Here is a 17,759-nt window from a genome sequence, read left to right as displayed (position 1 = left end):
TACCTGAGGACAAAACTATGGCTGTTGAGACAAAATTTGTAGTGGTCAGAAAAGGTGAAGAGAAGATGACATTTGCCAACAAAAAAGAGGCTGATGCCTACGACAAAATGCTGGATATGGCGGAAGCATTCACCGACTGGTTGCTGACTCATCAGGCGGAGATGGATGAATCTCAGGCTGAAACACTCGGCCTGTTGCTGGCAGAACAAAAAGACGCCGTGCAGCACATTCTTCGCACCAGTAAACTGCCTCAGTCAACCTCAGGCGGTAGCGCCCCTGAAGTGAACGATGCTGATCCAGCGCCGCAAAGTGACAAGAAAGTCCGCGCCGTTAAAGCCGCCTGACCGGGTTATGCTGGAAGCCTGCTTCCAGCATAACCACTCTCGCTTCCCGTCTTTTTATCCGTCAATGACCGACTCAGCAGCGGGCCTTTGATCCTTCTCAGCGAATCAAATGCGTTACGGCAAAAGCATAGTGATGAAGGTATCTGGCCATGCACGTCATGCAAAGTACATAACCATGAAACCAGCCTGATTTGTTTAGCATGAATGGGGCCCCGGTTCAGTTATGCCTGGTTAGAAGAGGGCACAGACTGCCATTTAATCCCCGTCCATGTATTGTTTCACGTCAATACTATTCAGATCAGTAACGGATTCCTGCGTATTATTATGGCCATGTTCAGGTCAGATCGGTCCGATCGCCTCGGGTCGACGGATGGGAAATAACTAAAAAAGTGACACTGTCATTTCCGTCGTTACGTGCCTGATGTTTCGCACCCGGTGAGATCTCAATGCCTTGCTGCGCCTGCAGGAGATGCACGATGCCCTCAATTTCCATCGTCAGCTCGCCCTCTAAAACGAAAAAGAACTGGCGAGAATGAACGTGAAAGTGTCGGGTTTCAGCCGTCGCAGGCGGGATATGTTCATGAATAATGCTTAAATCCTGGCGTTTCAGCAGATGCCAGCCATCACAGTTATTTCCCCAAACATAATGTTCTGCGTTGTCTTTCGAAATCATAAATCCTCTTTTGCCCGCAACGGATAATGTGAGCTGATTCCGGCTTTGATTCATCTTATTAAAGCTAAATTCTGGCTCGCCGATAGTTATTCCAGGGACATGAAAGATTTTATCTGACAGGGTGGTCAACCTAGCCGGTGTATTCCAGGGGAATCAATATGACCACTCAACCCATTAAAAAAACCATGAGTACCCGCACGCAGATGCTTCTTGCGGGCGGCCTGACGATTACGCTTGGGTTTTCCGTGACGATTGGTGTTCTGAGCTGGCAGTCGGCAAAAGAACAAAAAACGCTGGCCGAACACTATCTGCAGCAGATCGCTCAAAGTCGCGGGCTGCAAATTCAACAAGAGCTGAGTTATGCCCTTAATATGGCGCACAGCTTAGGCCAAAGTCTGATTGCTTTACCCAAAGCGGGCATTAACGATCGTAAAGTCGCTGACAGAATCATGGAATATTCACTCAGAGCCAATCCTGATTATCTCTCGATGTCTGTGATTTTTGAACCCAACGCGTTTGATGGTCGTGATGCTGAATTTGCAGGTCAGAGCGGACAGCCGCCACAGGGCCGTTATGCCTGGTTTGTTGACCGCGATCAGGCCGGTAATTACGCCATGCATCCGTTACTGTCCTTTTTAACGCCGGGTCAGGGTGATTATTATCTGGTTCCCCAGCAGACAAGAAAAGATACGCTGATTGAGCCCTACAGTTATGCCTACAATGGTATACCAACGTTATTGACCTCTGTAGCCTCACCCATTATCGATCAGGGTAAACTTTACGGCGTAGTGACTTCCGATATCTCCCTTGCCTCACTACAAAAGAAAGTTAACCAGATAAAACCCTGGCAGGACACTGGTTATGCCCTGTTGCTCTCTAACACAGGCAAAGTCGTTTCCTCGCCAGATAAAGATGAGGCGGGCAAAGCGTGGAAGGGGGAAAAAGACAATTTCACCCAGCAAATTGTGGAACATGACGACCCGGTGCTGGGCGAAAAAGCCATGTATACCTGGTATCCGGTCACGGTAGGCAATAGCGATAAGCCCTGGTACGTTGGAGTTGTCGCACCGGTCAGCCAGGTGATGGCTGCGGCGAATCGCCAACTCTACTGGGCTATCGGACTGATGCTGGTAAGCATCCTGTTGGTCGGCGCGGTACTGGGGCTCTTGTTCAATCGCAAAGTCATGCGTCCGCTCGGCGGCGAGCCCGCAGAGGCAGCCAGAATAGCGCTGGCGGTTGCGGAAGGTAAGCTCAGTAACCGCTTTCACGTTGCACCGGGCGACAACAGCAGCCTGTTTTATGCGCTGCATACCATGCAAAGCCAGCTGCAATCTATTGTGGGCCAAATCAAAGATGCCAGCGCGTCGGTGCGAGAAGGGGCTGGCGAGATCGCCAGTGGTAACCTCGATCTGGCATCGCGTACCGAACAGCAGGCGGCCGCGCTGGAGGAGACTGCAGCCAGCATGGAGCAAATCAGCGCAACGATTCGCCTGAATGCCGATAATGCTCAACAGGCCACGAATCTGACCGAAAATGCCACCTCAATCGCCAGCCGAGGCGAAGCGCTGGTTGGGCAGGTGGTGCAGACTATGTCTCAGATTGATGACAGCTCGAAGAAAATTGGTGACATTACTACAATGATCAACAGCATCGCCTTCCAGACGAATATTCTGGCCCTTAACGCTGCGGTTGAGGCGGCGCGAGCTGGCGAGCAGGGACGAGGCTTTGCTGTCGTGGCCTCTGAGGTGCGTAATCTTGCGCAGCGAAGTGCGGGCGCGGTGAAAGATATCGCTGCCCTGATTGAAGAATCGAGCGTTCGGGTTCAAAGCGGCGTGAAACTGGTTAACGAAGCAGGTAAAACGATGCATGAGATGACGCAGGCCGTATCATCAGTGCAAAGCATCATTGATGAAATCGTTTCTGCCTCTGATGAACAGGCGCGCGGTATCGGTCAGGTCACTGTCGCGGTTAACGAGATGGACGGTACGACACAACAAAACGCCGCACTGGTGCAGCAAATGTCGGCGGCCGCCAGCTCGCTGGAAGATCAGGCGCAGCAGTTGGCGCAAACGGTGGAGCAGTTCCGCTAACGCGCGGTAAACCGCTAAAACACAACCCGCACGGTGCGGGTTGTGTTTTCAGTCATTAACCCGGATAGATACCGCGATCTTTACGTGCCATCAGGATACGTTCGCAGGCCACGATATAGGCTGCGGTACGCAACGAGCACGCTTTCTCTTTGGCTTTTTCCCATACGTGAACCATGGCTTCCGTCATGATCTTGTCTGAGCGTTTATTAATTTCGTCTTCGCTCCAGAAGAAGCTGGCCATATCCTGCACCCATTCGAAGTAACTGACTGTCACACCTCCGGCGTTACAAATCACGTCGGGTACAACAATCACACCGCGGTTTGCCAGAACATCATCAGCATCCGGATAGGTCGGACCGTTAGCGCCTTCGAGCACCAGCTTACAGCTCAGGATCTCAGCACGCTCCCGTGTGATTTGTCCTTCCAGCGCGGCAGGGATCAGAATATCCATTTCCGTATGCCAGAAACGCTCTTTCTCGATGTTTTGTGCACCAGGGAAGCCAGCGATCTGCTTGTTTTCAGTCTGCCATTGTGTCAACGCATCCATATCCATGCCGTCAGCGTTGAACAGCGTTGCGGTGTGATCCTGAATCGCCACAACGCGCGCGCCCGCCTGACTAAACAATCGGGCGGCTTCACTGCCTACGTTACCAAATCCCTGCACGGCGACACGTGCGCCTTCAATCTGGATGCCGGCTCGGCCAGCAACCTCACGGCCAGTGACGAACACACCGCGGCCGGTCGCTTTTTCACGGCCCAGGGAGCCGCCAAGGTGAATAGGTTTACCTGTTACCACACCGGTCACCGTGGTGCCCAGATTCATGGAGTAGGTATCCATCATCCAGGCCATCACTTTGCCATTGGTGCCGACATCGGGGGCCGGGATATCTTTTTGCGGTCCAATGATGATACCGATCTCGCTGGTATAGCGGCGCGTCAGACGTTCGAGTTCGCCTTCAGACAGTTTAAAAGGATCGACACGAATCCCGCCTTTTGCCCCGCCGTAGGGCAGATTGACAGCGGCGCACTTGATGGTCATCCAGGCTGAAAGGGCCATGACCTCATTTAAATCGACATCGGGATGATAGCGAATTCCACCTTTACCCGGACCGCGAGAAAGGTTGTGCTGAACACGATAACCCTCAAAATGACGAATGGAGCCGTCATCCATTTGCAAAGGAATATCAACTATTAATGCACGCTTAGGATGACGTAAAGTATCAATCCAGCGCGTAAGGTCGCCCAGGTAAGGCGCAACGCGATCGATTTGTTGTAGGTAGGTGGACCAGGCTGAAGTACTACTGTCAGACGCGTAAGATAACTTATCCATACAAAACCTTTCTTATCGAAGTTATTTATTGTGTTGAGCCGTGGAATGACGCGCGCGTAAGCGCGCCGACATAATTTATCATTTCCAGAGAAAATATGATGTCGACCAGGTGGCCACGATCCCCATGCTATTTCGATTAACGGTGAATAAGAGTGAATAATATTTCGACTTATCTGCCTTGGATGCGGCTGTTTCGTGCATAAAAAAGGCATTGTTAGTGCATAAACCTAAAATTTTATGATTTATCAGTTCTTTGAAGGGGGTCAAAAAGTTAATGAATTGTTTCAAAGGATATTGACTTTGTTGCACCTCCATGGTGCATAAATATAAGTAATGCGAAGGTTACTTTCACTTATGCGAAAAGGCTAATAGACAATATCTCACGCTTTTTTTCACCGACGGCCGGGCCGAAAATAAGACGTGCCAGCAAAATGCGTTTATTAAAACGTGATGGAACTCAACCGCTAAATTTTTACCCTGAATAAGGAAGACGGGCATGATCGGATGAAAAAGGCTACGAACAGCCGTGCATCAGTTTACGCTTTGACCTTCTGAAATCAGCGACAACAGATGGTTAACCGCTTTAGACGCATTATTCCGCCGCCAGGCAAAAGCCACATCGGTAAAAAGCGTATTGTTGGCGATTTCCCGGAAGCAAATCTGCGGATTCTGCACGCAAACCATCGATTCCGGTATAAGGGCTATGCCGCATCCTGCGCCGACCATACCCAGAGAAGAACTGATTTGCGGAGCCTGCTGAAAAGACGATGATGAGAAACCCGCGCGCAAACAGGCACTGACAATAAGCTCATACAGACTGGGTGAAACGTCTCGCGGAAAAATAATTAAGGTTTCCTGTACCAGTTCGCTCAACGCGATGCTGGATTTTTGTTGCAGAGGATGCGCAGCAGGTAAAGCCAGCAGCATCCGTTCGGTAGAAATGACGCGCAAATTAAATGATTTACTGCTTTCGCAGGGAAGACGAAGAAATGCCGCGTCCAGTAACCCCTCCTGAAGATCCTGAATAAGCAATGACATGTTCTCTTCCCGCGTCATCAGCTCCAGGGCGGGATAACGATCTTTAAATCGCCGAATAATCTCAAAGACGTTGGGATCAAATGCCACTGAACTGGCAAAGCCCAGCGACATTTTGCCGCAGATCCCCCGGGCAACGCCTTTCGCCTTTTCCAGCGCATGATCGGCGAGTTGAATGATTTCAATCGCATCCGCCAGAAATGTTTTTCCTGCATCCGTCAGTTCCACACCGCGCGTCAGTCGTTTTAACAGCGGTGTACCGATTTCATGCTCCAGTCGCTGAATTTGCTGACTGAGTGGCGGCTGCGAAATGCCAAGCAGTTCAGCTGCTCGGGTAAAGTGCTGCGTTTGAGCGACGGCAACGAAATAACGTAGATGGCGCAGTTCCATATTAAAAACGTCTCAAAGTTTACAGGTTTTGCTATTGGATTCTGTCCGCAAACAGGGTCACCATTATGTTAACACGGCTTAACAGTTAACCTACGAGGCATCCAATGAGCAATTTTGTAACTGATTGTTCCTGCGAGGATCAACTAATAGATACCGTCCAAAAGCTGCGAAAAAACATGCCAGAAAGTGTTATGTATCAAACCTCTTTGATGAGTGCGCTGCTGAGTGGTGTTTATGACGGTGAAACCAGGGTTGCTGACTTACTGCGCAAAGGTGACTTTGGTCTGGGAACCTTCAATCAGCTGGATGGTGAACTCATTGCGTTCGACAGCAATGTGTATCAGTTGCGCGCCGATGGCAGTGCCCGGCCTGCTGATCCTGACCAGAAAACGCCATTTGCGGTAATGACCTTTTTTCAACCTCAGCATAAACACGTTTTTGAACGCGCGGTTCAGCGCGATGCGCTGCACCAGCTTATCGACAGCGAAATCACCTCCGACAACCAGTTTTGTGCACTGCGTGTAAGCGGACATTTTTCATCCGTCCAGACGCGTACCGTTCCGTGCCAGTGCCGGCCTTATCGATCGATGCCTGAAGTTCTGGGAAACCAGCCCATATTTGAATTCACGCACCGCCATGGCGAGCTTATTGGCTTCCGCACGCCGCAGTACATGCAAGGCATCAACGTCGCGGGATATCACGAACATTTCATCACAGACGACAGAACCGGCGGGGGGCATATCCTGGATTATGTGCTGGAGCAGGGCACGCTGACTTTTGGTGCCATCAGCAAGCTGGTGATCGATTTACCTGAAAACGCCGACTTTCTTAATGCCAACCTTACGCCGGAAAACCTGGATGATGCCATCCGTTCTGTCGAAAGCTAATCACGAGGCCTGAAATATGAAAACTCTCTCTGATACGACGCTCTGGCACTGTGGTGCAGACCTGGTTGTCGCGCAACTTGAAGCGCAAGGCGTCAGCCATGTGTTTGGCATCCCTGGCGCCAAAATTGATAAGGTATTTGATTCCTTGCTGGACTCTTCAATTCAGACCATCCCCGTGCGGCATGAGGCGAATGCCGCCTTTATGGCTGCGGCAGTAGGCCGTCTGACGGGTAACGCTGGCGTGGCGCTGGTAACATCCGGCCCGGGCTGCTCGAACCTGGTGACCGGCATGGCTACCGCAACCAGTGAGGGCGACCCGGTGGTGGCTATTGGGGGCGCGGTCAAACGCTCCGACAGCGCTAAGCAGGTCCACCAGAGTCTTGATACCGTATCCATGTTCCGCCCGGTGACAAAATATGCGGTTGAAGTCACCGACTCGTCGGCACTGGCGGAATGTGTATCAAATGCGTTTCGTCATGCTGAACACGGTCGCGGCGGCGGTGCGTTTATCAGCCTGCCACAGGATATCGTTGATCAGCCGGTCACGGGTAAGGTGCTGAGTAATCACGGCCGCATCACGCTGGGTGCGGCACCGGATGTAATGATTGATGCGGTCAGCCGTGAGATCGCCCACGCAAAAAATCCCGTGATCTTGCTGGGCCTGATGGCAAGCCAGCCTGAGAATAGCGAAGCCATTCACGATCTGTTAAACCGCAGCCATATTCCGGTAACCAGCACGTATCAGGCTGCGGGTGCCGTTCGCCAGGAGCACTTTTCCCGTTTTGCCGGTCGCGTTGGACTTTTCAACAATCAGGCAGGCGACAAACTGCTGCAACAGGCCGACCTGATTATTACCATCGGCTACAGTCCGGTTGAGTATGAACCTGCCATGTGGAACAGCGGGAATGCCACCTTAATTCACATTGACGTTGTGCCAGCGGAAACGGACAACCGCTATTTGCCAGATGCGGAACTGGTCGGCAACATCGCCGCCACGCTGCGTAAGCTGGCACAAAAGGTCAGCCAGCCGTTACAGCTCAGCAAGGAGGCTGCCAGTATCCTTGAGGACCGTCAGCAGCAGCGGCAATTACTCGCATTACAGGGCGCGAGCCTGAATCAGTTTGCTCTTCATCCGCTGCGCATTGTGCGTGCGATGCAGGACATCATCAACAGCGACGTCAGCCTCACCGTTGATATGGGCAGCTTCCATATCTGGATTGCCCGCTATCTCTACAGCTTCCGTGCGCGCCAAATCATGATTTCTAACGGGCAGCAAACCATGGGCGTGGCATTGCCTTGGGCGATTGGTGCCTGGCTGGTCGATCCACAGCGTAAAGTCGTCTCGGTTTCAGGAGATGGCGGCTTCCTGCAGTCAAGCATGGAGCTGGAAACCGCCGTCAGGCTCAACGCCAACATTTTGCACATTGTCTGGGTCGATAATGCTTACAACATGGTGGCGATGCAGGAAGAGAAAAAATATCAGCGTGTTTCAGGCGTGAACTTTGGGCCCATTGATTTTAAAGCCTATGCGGAAGCATTCGGCGCGGCGGGATTCGCGGTGAACAGTGCCTCCGAACTGGAGCCCACGCTGCGCAAAGCGATGGATGTGCAGGGGCCTGCTGTTGTGGCAGTGCCAGTGGATTACGCCGATAACCCCTTGCTGATGGGGCAGCTTCACCTCAGCCAGTTACTTTAATTTCTACGGAATAAGGAAACGATGATGAAAATGCGGGTTGCGCTTGTGACAGGTGCGGGTCAGGGCATTGGAGAGGCAATAGCCTTACGTCTGGCAAAAGACGGATTTGCCGTAGCCGTGGCTGATTATAATATTGAAACCGCGTCGCAGGTTGCGGAAAAGATCAAGAATGAAGGCGGCCGTGCGCTGGCCATTAAGGTGGATGTAGCAAAACGGGATCAGGTATTTCATGCCGTCGAAGAAGCGCGCAGCGTATTGGGTGATTTTAACGTCATTGTGAATAACGCCGGTGTCGCGCCCTCAACGCCCATTGATGAAATCACCGAAGACGTCATCAACAAGGTTTATGACGTTAATGTCAAAGGCGTGATCTGGGGCATGCAGGCCGCGATAAAAGCCTTCGCGTCTGAAGGCCATGGCGGAAAAATTATTAACGCCTGCTCTCAGGCCGGGCATGTCGGCAATCCCGAGCTGGCAGTTTACAGCTCAAGCAAGTTTGCTGTCAGGGGCCTGACACAAACTGCCGCACGGGATCTGGCACCGGCGGGGATCACCGTAAATGGCTTTTGTCCTGGTATTGTCAAAACACCGATGTGGGCGGAAATCGACAGGCAGATCTCCGAAGCGGCAGGCAAACCCGTGGGTTATGGTACTCAGGCGTTTGCAAAAAGAATCACGCTTGGTCGGTTATCAGAACCCGAAGATGTCGCAGCCTGTGTCGCCTTTCTTGCCGGCCCGGATTCTGATTACATCACTGGACAGTCGTTACTGGTAGACGGTGGTATGGTGTTTAGCTAACCGGAAAAATGTCTGGCGCTACGGCGCCAGACTGCCCGGCATTCTGTCACCTCGCATGAGTCAGGCTGAGATCCTGTATGACGTCCTGTGAAAAATAACGCCGCTTACTTTTTCCCTTATTTCCTGACAATTTTAAGAGCATACCGAGCGTTTCCGGACTTCCATCGTTCAATGAAACGGCTAAAATAACGCGTTCATTTGCCAGGGAGTAAGACAGCTATAATGCGTTATCGTAATCTTTTTGCCGCACTTGCGGTCGCCACAACATTAGCCGGATGCGCCCGGCATCCCGCCGCCAATACTACCGCTGCGGCAGCGGATGATTTTACGACCGGACAGACCCAGATTGATGTTTCACACGTGATTACGCGTGCTGACGACGGTTCACATATTTATCTGACGGTAGATGGTAAAGATGCAGGCGAACTGCCCAATGGTGAAAGCAAAATCCTTCATGTTCCCGCGGGGAAACATGAAGTCGGCGGTTACGTGCGCACGTTGTTTGGCTTGGGGCGGGTAACAATTGACCCACTTGAAGTGACAACGTCACCAGAAGACGTTAAAAAAGTGGCTTACACCGTGACGCGTAATAAGGCGACCTTTGTTGAACAATCTAAACAGAGCGAACCCCAGCCGGCACAGACGCAGCAACAGGGCTAACTTTCCTGCTAACGCCAGGTTGTGAATTTCACTACCTGGCGACCGTTCAGATAGCGTTACGACGGCAGTAGGTTATCTCTCTGCTGACGTCGCCCTGCCGTGTAGTGCCCGTCACCTCAGTGCTTATGGCGTCGATCTTGCCTCGCCGACAGCCTTTGTGCCTTCAATGACAGATGGAGCAGGATGGCAATTTGGATCACCAATAGCGCCTGTTAAGGAATGCCTATAGCCCCAGTTCACTGAGAGAGGGATGATCGTCCGGTCGGCGGCCCTGAGGCCAGTGGAACAGTCGCTGACTGTCGGTAATGGCCACGTCGTTTATGCTGGCATGGCGTTTCACCATGAAGCCATTCTCATCAAATTCCCAGTTCTCATTGCCGTAGGAACGGAACCAGTTTGCCTGGCTGTCATGCCACTCATAGGCAAAGCGCACGGCAATACGATTTGAATGAAAACTCCACAACTCTTTGATCAACCGGTACTCTGCTTCCCTTTGCCATTTGTCTCGTAGAAACGCCACAATTTCGGTCCGACCCGTAATAAACGTATCGCGATTTCGCCATGCGCTGTCGGGAGAATAGGCCAGAGAAACACGTTCGGGATCCCGGCTGTTCCAGGCATCCTCTGCCAGACGCACTTTCTTTATCGCATCCTGTACATCGTTAAACGGGGGTAAAGGCTGACGTGGTGATTCCATAAGGTCTCCTGAAACGCTGGCAGGCTCAGCGGCACTTCAGCATTGGCGTGCCGGCTGATGACATTCATAAACGAGCAGATTTTAGAGCGAAATGGCGTGAACCTGACACACGGCGCGTGCCGCTTCTTTGCCTTTTTTCACAAAATGCTCGGTATAAAAACGCACGAATTCGTCGGCAGGCTGAAAATTATGCGGCGTCAGTGAAACAGAAAACACAGGAACATTGGTAGCCAGCTGAGCCTGCATGAGTCCACTCACCACGGCCTGGGCAACGAAGTCGTGGCGGTAAATCCCACCATCAACGACCAGGGCCGCACAAACAATGGCGTCAAACTGACCTGTCTGCGCCAGGCGCTGCGCCAGTAAAGGCATCTCAAAGGCGCCAGGCACGTCCCAGGTTTTAATTTCGTAAGGCGTGCCGCTGTTTTCCATTTCCTGATTAAAGCCAGCCAGGGTTTGAGAAACAATGTCGCTGTGCCAGTTTGCCTTGATAAAGGCGACTCTTAAGGGTTGCATAACTTACTCCAGTAAACGTGACATCCGGTGCACGTGAAATCGCAAAACGATCGCATTCTTCCGAACCAAAAATAAAGCTGTCTGATGAGCAGCACAGTTAATTCGCTCAGCACTTCTTAAATCACCTGGCTACCTGAGCGCCGGCGCCGGGTGACGTCTCTTGCTTATGGCCGATATTATAAACTGATGTCAATAATCCGTGCTTATCTTTAATCCGCGTTTACTGCTATCCGCCGTTGCGGAAGGCAGCGATATTGTGCGGGTCATCCACTAAAGTGCTGTCATGTTTTATCCGTCTGGCCAATGCTCGCTTTTAGCGTAACAGCTTCCATTAATGTATTTGCGTAAAAATAGTACTGGATATTTAAACAGGTAATTGTATAATTATTCCACTGCCCGTTGGGTGTTGTCTGGAATGATTAGGGGGTAAAGCCCATGATGATGTCGACAGAAATCTTCAAAGCAACGGATCATGCCATTACGATGACCAGCCGTGAAATTGCCCAAATGACCGGTAATACGCACGGCGAAGTTAAGCGCTTAATTAAAAGTCTTGAAACGGCGCAGCGCCTTTCTCAGCCGCTTTCCGTCAATCTTTATGAGCGCGAAGGCCAGACGCGTGAGGAGTTCTGCCTGAATAAACGCGACTCTCTGCTGGCTGTCGCCCGACTTTCGCCAGGTTTTACGGCCGATGCACTCGATCGTTGGCAGGCCCTTGAAGAGCGTGTTCATCTGCCTGACTTTACGAATCCTGCTGAAGCCGCTCGCGCCTGGGCTGAACAGTTTGAACAGCGACGGGCGGCAGAGAAACAACTGGCCGAATCGGCACCAAAAGCCGCTTTTTTTGACCACTTTGTCAACGTTGAGACGTCTCTGGGCTTCCGCCAGTTGTGTAAAATGCTGAAAGCCAAAGAGCCGGATTTTCGTCGGTTCCTGCTTGAGCGCAATATTATGTTCCGTGACAAGGGAGCCTTAAGGCCCCAGCATTACCATCTGCAGGCGGGTTTCTTTACGCTGCATTCAGGTATGGCGGACAATCAGCATGCTTTCTCGCAGGCTCGCTTTACCGCCAAAGGTGTCAAATGGATTGCCAGCCTGTGGGCCGGGCATCTGTCTGCTCAACTCAAAGGTGCGGCGGCTTAGCCTCACTTTTCACGTGAAACAGGCCGCTGACCATGCGGCCTGTTTCATCGGCCTTTTACCAGCCTTTGATTGCATCACCTTTATAGACTTCCTCTGCTTTGGCCGCGACTTCAGGAGACTGTAATGCAGACTTCAGCTTTTGGATTTTATCGCTGTCTTTGTTGTCCTGACGTGATACCAACGCATTGACGTAAGGCGATGAGGCGCTTTCCATAAACAACCCATCGCGACGCGCAGACAGGCCTGCCTGGGCAGAGAAGTTGGTATTTATGATTGAAAGCGTGACATTTGGATCGTCAAGAGTACGGGTTAACTGCGGCGTATCCACCTCAACCAGCTTCAGATGCTTAGGATTCTCGGTGATATCCAGCGAGGTCGGCAAATAGCCCACGCCGTCTTTGAGCTTAATTAAGCCCTGAGCCTGCAACAGTAACAGACTGCGGCCCAGCGTTGTGGCCTCATTAGAAAGGGTAATAGTATCGCCATCTTTGAGTTCGCTGATGTTTTTAATCTTGTGAGAATAGGCAGCGATAGGGAAAACAAAGGTTTTACCGACAACGGCAAATTTGTAGCCACGCTCTTTAGACTGTTCTTCCAAATAGGGGAGGCTCTGAAAGGCGTTGGCATCAACTTCTTTATTGTTCAGCGCTTCGTTTGGCAGCACGTAATCGTTGAAGTTAAGCACTTCAACATCCAGCTGATACTTGTCTTTGGCAATTTTCTGAACTTCCTGCCAGATAGCTTCGTCGGGACCGGTGTTGATCGCCACTTTAACTTTATGATCGTTATCAGGTGAGCAGGCGGACAACAGTAGTACGGAACTGGCGATTAGCGCCGTAAATAAACCTTTCATTAGTAGCGATTCCCATCAGTAAAAGATGTCAAAAGCCTAATACAAATTATCCGCCTTGCGTACTGACGCGGCGATATAAGATATAACCATTACTGCATGATTTGTCTGAAAATTCACCGCGTGGTCATCAGGCACTATCCTGGCGTTTTTAAACGTTGGCAGGGTAATTGACGTCGTCGAACACGATCTTAGGCTACGTTTAAACACGTTATTCACTTCAGTATTGCCGGCGCGAGTCAGGAGAAACCATGTCAGGGAATCATTCAGCTAAATCATCAGATGATAAAATCGTTGCCGTACAGGTGTTAAAAAGCAGTGAAGCATGGAACGGTCAACACATTGAAACTTATCCGCAGGGTGAACCCGAACTGACCGTGATGCGCCTGACCATTCCGGCTCACTCTTCGTTACCCTGGCATACGCATCCCATGCCGAACGCGTGCTTTATTCTGTCAGGTACGTTGGTGGTTGAGGATAAAGAAACGGGTGAGCAGCAGACCTTTCACGCTGGCGAAGCGTTGAATGAAACGGTGAACAGCGCACATCGTGGCTTCACGCTGAACACGCCTGCCGAGCTGGTGATTACCTATGCGGGGGTGAAAGGGATGGAGCTGACAGACCCGCTTCCCGGCGAACCTCAAGAGTTTTAGCGTCAGAATGCCTACCGGTAAAGTTTCGGGTTAAACACTCGCTGGAGCCAGTCCTTTGCAGATCGCGTGAACAGGGCAGAAAACCTGATACAGGACGCGCAATTGGCACCTGCAATACTGTGTAGGGTTATGGCGCAAGAAAACCAGCCTGTAAGGGCTGGTTTAGGTTTCTATACAACTCTCATTACGCTTTCAGCGAGGCGCCGCCGCAGATAACCAGTTCCTGGCCCGTAATGGCTGCGGCGGGTTCGCTGAGTAGATAACCCACTAGCGAGGCGACTTCTTCAGGTCGAATTAGCCGGCCAATCGGCGGAATCATAGGGGCCGACGACGTACGTTCAGGTCGGGTGAGCATGGGGGTTTCTGTCGCACCGGGCGCAACAACGTTAACGGTGATGTTACGCGGTGCCAGCTCCATTCCCCACGAGCGAACCATGCCAACCAGCGCCGCTTTGGTTGCAGCGTACTGCGAGCGGTTGGCGGCACCTCGCGACGTGCGGCTACCTATAATGACAATCCTGCCGCCAGTCTGCATCATCGGCGCAAAGTGGTTCACCAGGACTTCTGCTGCGTGAACGTGTACCGACCACAGGCGCGTGCTGGCAGCGCTATCGAGTTCGCCCAGCGGAGCGGCCACCATTATCCCTGCTGCATGTATCAGCGCATCCGGGGTACCGAGTGTGCTGATAACCGACTTAAGCTGTTCCGCATCCGTTAAATCCACGGCAACCCAGTCAAGATTAGGTGATGCCATCTCTCCCTGGGTTCTGCTAAGTCCCGTCACTTTCCAGCCGTTATTCAGCAGATGATGGGTGATGGCCTGGCCGATACCGGAACTGTATCCCGTGACGATAGCGTGACGCATCTCAGTCTCCTAACATAGATTTTGGCACTTTAAACACCGCTTTGCGGACCGTCATCGGTTCGTTGACCGCGCACAGCGCCTGATGGGGCTCACCAGGCAGAAACACCGCAAAGTCCCCTTGGCGTAGCGTTATGCTCACGGGCCATTCGCGGGGTCGGGTAATGAACAGATCGGGTTTCTTCTCTTCATCATCCGTCTTCGCGACGGACTGTGTACCGGCGTGGATAATCTCTTCGCCTTCCAGCATCACCTGAATATCCGCCCAAAGATGGTGATATTCGGTGTGCCGCAACGCGGCATCTTCGGTAGTGGCCTGCTGAATATTACAAAACCACGCAACATTTTCTGGCTGCCATTTACCGATATCTTTTGTTGCCAGTGCCTCAAATGTGCACGAGGGTAAACGGAGCAAGGCCAGTAAGGGTTCAGGTAATCCTGCCAGGGCCAGGTTGTTCAGGTTTCCAACAATCATCAGATTACTCCTTCACCCACTCAGGCGTGACGCGCGCGTATTTAATTGCCTGGCGAAAATAGGTATAAGCGATATGCAAAGTCCCCCAGCATCCTGCTTGATGCTGGGATAGGAAAATTCACGGTTGCGTTTTTCCTGAGAGTTATTGGTCATACAGTATCCATCGCCTTCATCGAGGTTTTTCTGCCATGGCCAGGTCTTGCCGCCATCCGCTGAAATAGCCACGGTCATGGGCGCGCGCGGTGCCCCCCAGAATGCGGCACGGCCCGTCGTTTCCGGCTCTTTTCTGCCATCACCGTCATCGATCTCATCATATAAAGAGGCACGACGTTCTGTGGCCCCGGCCGCACTCATATTGTTAAATACCAGCGCCAGTTCGCCGCTGTGCAGCGTCGTCACCTGAATAGAAGAGTTGTTGTTAGGTAAAACAGTAGCCTCGGGCGCTGACCAGGTTTCTCCGCCATCGGTGGAGCGGCTCAGATAGATATTATCCGCCCAGCGGCTGCGATAAAGGGCAACCAGCGAACCATCCTGCAAGGCGGTGATATTCATGTGTACACAACCCAGGCTGTCTGGCACGACCACATCTCGCCAGCTTTTGCCCTGATCAGACGAAATTTTCACCGCGCTGATATCATCATTACCTACCCACTTTTCACCTGGCTGGGTACGGCAGTAGAACACGGGCAGTAACCAGTTACCGTTATCCAGAACGGTAATGGGCTGACGGATAAAGGTGCCTGGCTTATCTAACAGTGTATCGATCGGGCCCCAGGTTTGGCCAAGATCGCTGGACTGGCGGTAACGGACAATTGCCGTATCCTGATTGCCGGAGATCTGCGCCGTCCACAATAGCCAGAGAACATTATTGGGCGCGAGAAACAGCACAGGATTTTGCTCAGACCGCGTGGGATCGTCAGACAGTTTGACGGCTTCGCTCCAGGTGTCAGCGCCTGCCGGCAAGCGAGAGCACCAGACGGAGATATCGGCAATCCCTTCCTGTGTTCCGCCAAACCAGACGCAGAGCAGGGAACCATCCTGCAGTGGCAAAATATTGGCGGCGTGGTTTTGCGGGCATGACGAAGGCAACATTGCCGTCATTACTCGGCCATCTTTTTCCCATGGCTTCAGATGGCCATCACGAATTACGGTTACGGTCATTTTATTCTCCTTTGCTTGCTGCATTTTTTGCCTCTTCAGCGGCCTGGGTACGGGCTTTACTTGGGATCATATGGTCAATAGCCATGATCAATGCCGGTGTCAGTAGCGCGATATACATGTTGTTGATACCAAAAGGATCCCCTAACAGGTACCAGATGGAGGTCACCACACAGGCGCCTACCAGGCCCGCATTTGCCCCACGCGTACTTCTGTAGAACGGCGCGTAGAAGGCAATTACCGCAACAACGGTAATAGACAGACGAATAGCACGTGTAAAGAAAGAGAGTTTTAAAACTTCGGGCACGAACAGAACAAAAATCAACGGCAGGAAACCAATCAACAGTGATAACCAGCGCGTTGTTTTAAATTCCTGATCGGGCGTCGGTTTGAAATAAGGCACATAGAAATCTTTCACCACCAGTGAGGCGATCGCCAGCGCGACGGTACTGACGCTGACAAAGATGGAGGCCACCAGCGAGGTCGTCACCAGACCCGCCAGCCAGGGATTCATGTCCTGCAAAAACACCGGCATGGCGTACAGGCTGTTAATCTCTGGATGCAGGTACTTCGCGGCCACACCTATCACCGCAATCGCCAGCGCAATCGGCATGCAGAACAGGAAAGCAATCCAGGTGGAACGCTGCGCAGATTTCACGTCTTTAGTTGAAGAGATGGCCTGAATAACAAACTGTGTGCAGAAAATCGAACCAATAGTACCGATGAGCCAGGCAACGATGGTTGATACGCCGATATTACCATCCCAGGTCCAGTAATAGGCGGGCATTTCGTCAATCATAGGTTTGAAGCCGCCCGTTTGCGACAGTGCAAACCACAAAATAGCCAGAATACCAAAATACTTCAGCGCGCTGTGCAGCATGGTGACCCAGGCGATTCCCTTTAAACCACCAAACGCAAAGTAGAAGGTACTGACGATAGCGGTGATAAACGCAGCAATGGGCAGGGTAACGTGTAAGACCGTCGCGATAGCGGCGGCACCACTCACATAATTACCCACGTTTACCAGCAGCAGGGCATAAATCATAATCAGTGAGATGATATTCTTGGTACTGCTACCGTATTTTTCAGCGATGGCGCCTGAAATGGTAATTTTACCGGTGTTATAAATACGTTTAACCAGAATCATACCAAATAATGGAAAACCGATTGCCGCACCAATAACAGACCATGAGGCAGCAATACCGCCTTCAAAAGCGGCCTGCGCGGTGCCGATAGTCGACTTTGCCCCTATATATTCTGACATCAGCAGAATACCAACAATAAAGGCGGGCATGGCGCGGGAGCCTTCCATAAAATCGCCAGAGTTTTTACTGCGTAAGCGAAACGTTAGCCAGGTGGTAAATAAAATATAAGCCACCACGATGCCAATAATTATCAGGGTGTCCTGAGCGTTGAAAGTTTTCATTATAGCCTCAGATGTAACAAGATAAATTCGGGGAGTACAGCGACTCCCTGTCTTTACGTTTTATTGCTTCTTATTA

Annotated in this window: 17 protein-coding genes and 1 pseudogene; 8 read left to right on the top strand and 10 right to left on the bottom strand. The window is 51.6% G+C overall.

All coding sequences use genetic code 11. The annotated features are described in order from the left end of the window. Nucleotides 1–17 precede the first annotated feature (17 nt). Complete coding sequence (locus GKC68_RS22295; RefSeq protein ID WP_047713736.1) at nucleotides 18–344, top strand: YebG family protein; 327 nt, start codon at nucleotides 18–20, stop codon at nucleotides 342–344. 334 nt (nucleotides 345–678) lie between these two features. Here the strand turns inward: GKC68_RS22295 and GKC68_RS22290 are convergent, their stop codons facing one another. Next, entirely contained in the window at nucleotides 679–1,017 is a 339-nt protein-coding gene (locus GKC68_RS22290) for a cupin domain-containing protein (protein ID WP_263794326.1), read from the bottom strand. Nucleotides 1,018–1,175: 158 nt separating this feature from the next. Between GKC68_RS22290 and GKC68_RS22285 the strand changes: the two genes are divergently transcribed. Continuing rightward, nucleotides 1,176–3,107: a methyl-accepting chemotaxis protein gene (locus GKC68_RS22285; RefSeq protein WP_206116343.1), complete on the top strand. Its 1,932-nt coding sequence runs from the start codon at nucleotides 1,176–1,178 to the stop codon at nucleotides 3,105–3,107. Nucleotides 3,108–3,162: 55 nt separating this feature from the next. Here the strand turns inward: GKC68_RS22285 and GKC68_RS22280 are convergent, their stop codons facing one another. Both GKC68_RS22280 and GKC68_RS22275 read right to left on the bottom strand, forming a co-directional pair. Next, entirely contained in the window at nucleotides 3,163–4,437 is a 1,275-nt protein-coding gene (locus tag GKC68_RS22280; RefSeq protein ID WP_013027799.1) for a Glu/Leu/Phe/Val dehydrogenase, read from the bottom strand. A 531-nt stretch (nucleotides 4,438–4,968) separates the two neighbouring features. Next, a complete protein-coding gene (locus GKC68_RS22275; protein ID WP_047713719.1) occupies nucleotides 4,969–5,862 on the bottom strand; it encodes a LysR family transcriptional regulator in 894 nt (297 codons plus the stop codon). A 104-nt stretch (nucleotides 5,863–5,966) separates the two neighbouring features. Here GKC68_RS22275 and budA point away from each other — a divergent pair, with 104 nt between their 5' ends. The 4 genes from budA to GKC68_RS22255 all read left to right on the top strand — a co-directional run bounded on the left by budA (nucleotide 5,967) and on the right by GKC68_RS22255 (nucleotide 9,903). After that, the gene (gene budA, locus GKC68_RS22270) at nucleotides 5,967–6,749 is read left to right on the top strand and encodes an acetolactate decarboxylase (RefSeq protein ID WP_342656940.1); all 783 of its coding nucleotides are present in this window, start codon (nucleotides 5,967–5,969) and stop codon (nucleotides 6,747–6,749) included. A 16-nt stretch (nucleotides 6,750–6,765) separates the two neighbouring features. Then, complete coding sequence (gene alsS, locus GKC68_RS22265; protein ID WP_047713720.1) at nucleotides 6,766–8,445, top strand: acetolactate synthase AlsS; 1,680 nt, start codon at nucleotides 6,766–6,768, stop codon at nucleotides 8,443–8,445. A gap of 24 nt (nucleotides 8,446–8,469) precedes the next feature. Continuing rightward, entirely contained in the window at nucleotides 8,470–9,243 is a 774-nt protein-coding gene (locus GKC68_RS22260) for a (S)-acetoin forming diacetyl reductase (RefSeq protein ID WP_264215463.1), read from the top strand. Nucleotides 9,244–9,465: 222 nt separating this feature from the next. Beyond that, a complete protein-coding gene (locus GKC68_RS22255; protein ID WP_028722537.1) occupies nucleotides 9,466–9,903 on the top strand; it encodes a hypothetical protein in 438 nt (145 codons plus the stop codon). 223 nt (nucleotides 9,904–10,126) lie between these two features. On the opposite strand, the gene GKC68_RS22250 is transcribed toward GKC68_RS22255, so the two are convergent. Both GKC68_RS22250 and GKC68_RS22245 read right to left on the bottom strand, forming a co-directional pair. Beyond that, entirely contained in the window at nucleotides 10,127–10,600 is a 474-nt protein-coding gene (locus GKC68_RS22250; protein ID WP_028722536.1) for a nuclear transport factor 2 family protein, read from the bottom strand. An 81-nt stretch (nucleotides 10,601–10,681) separates the two neighbouring features. Continuing rightward, the gene (locus tag GKC68_RS22245; RefSeq protein WP_013027806.1) at nucleotides 10,682–11,116 is read right to left on the bottom strand and encodes a 6,7-dimethyl-8-ribityllumazine synthase; all 435 of its coding nucleotides are present in this window, start codon (nucleotides 11,114–11,116) and stop codon (nucleotides 10,682–10,684) included. 435 nt (nucleotides 11,117–11,551) lie between these two features. Between GKC68_RS22245 and GKC68_RS22240 the strand changes: the two genes are divergently transcribed. Then, nucleotides 11,552–12,259 carry a phage antirepressor KilAC domain-containing protein gene (locus tag GKC68_RS22240; protein WP_047713721.1) on the top strand — a complete coding sequence of 236 codons (708 nt, stop codon included), beginning with the start codon at nucleotides 11,552–11,554 and terminating at the stop codon, nucleotides 12,257–12,259. Between the two features lie 55 nt (nucleotides 12,260–12,314). Here the strand turns inward: GKC68_RS22240 and GKC68_RS22235 are convergent, their stop codons facing one another. Continuing rightward, a complete protein-coding gene (locus GKC68_RS22235) occupies nucleotides 12,315–13,112 on the bottom strand; it encodes a MetQ/NlpA family ABC transporter substrate-binding protein (RefSeq protein WP_014333069.1) in 798 nt (265 codons plus the stop codon). Between the two features lie 248 nt (nucleotides 13,113–13,360). Between GKC68_RS22235 and GKC68_RS22230 the strand changes: the two genes are divergently transcribed. Beyond that, complete coding sequence (locus GKC68_RS22230; RefSeq protein WP_342656939.1) at nucleotides 13,361–13,762, top strand: cupin domain-containing protein; 402 nt, start codon at nucleotides 13,361–13,363, stop codon at nucleotides 13,760–13,762. A 184-nt stretch (nucleotides 13,763–13,946) separates the two neighbouring features. On the opposite strand, the gene GKC68_RS22225 is transcribed toward GKC68_RS22230, so the two are convergent. From GKC68_RS22225 to GKC68_RS22210, 4 genes and pseudogenes are all read right to left on the bottom strand, one after another. Continuing rightward, nucleotides 13,947–14,627 (bottom strand): SDR family oxidoreductase, encoded by a 681-nt coding sequence (locus GKC68_RS22225; RefSeq protein WP_089528370.1) that lies wholly within the window; start codon nucleotides 14,625–14,627, stop codon nucleotides 13,947–13,949. 1 nt (nucleotide 14,628) lies between these two features. Next, nucleotides 14,629–15,099, bottom strand: coding sequence for a YhcH/YjgK/YiaL family protein (locus tag GKC68_RS22220; RefSeq protein ID WP_028722523.1), 471 nt, complete (start codon nucleotides 15,097–15,099; stop codon nucleotides 14,629–14,631). 4 nt (nucleotides 15,100–15,103) lie between these two features. Next, nucleotides 15,104–16,260, bottom strand: a pseudogene (locus GKC68_RS22215) (exo-alpha-sialidase). Between the two features lies 1 nt (nucleotide 16,261). Continuing rightward, nucleotides 16,262–17,683, bottom strand: a complete 1,422-nt coding sequence (locus GKC68_RS22210; protein ID WP_013027813.1) for a sodium:solute symporter family protein — start codon at nucleotides 17,681–17,683, stop codon at nucleotides 16,262–16,264. Between the last annotated feature and the right edge of the window lie 76 nt (nucleotides 17,684–17,759).

The sequence above is a fragment of the Pantoea sp. RSPAM1 genome, assembly GCF_038816185.1.
In the GTDB taxonomy this organism is placed as follows: domain Bacteria; phylum Pseudomonadota; class Gammaproteobacteria; order Enterobacterales; family Enterobacteriaceae; genus Pantoea; species Pantoea ananatis.
This window is presented reverse-complemented; position numbering and strand designations above follow the sequence as displayed.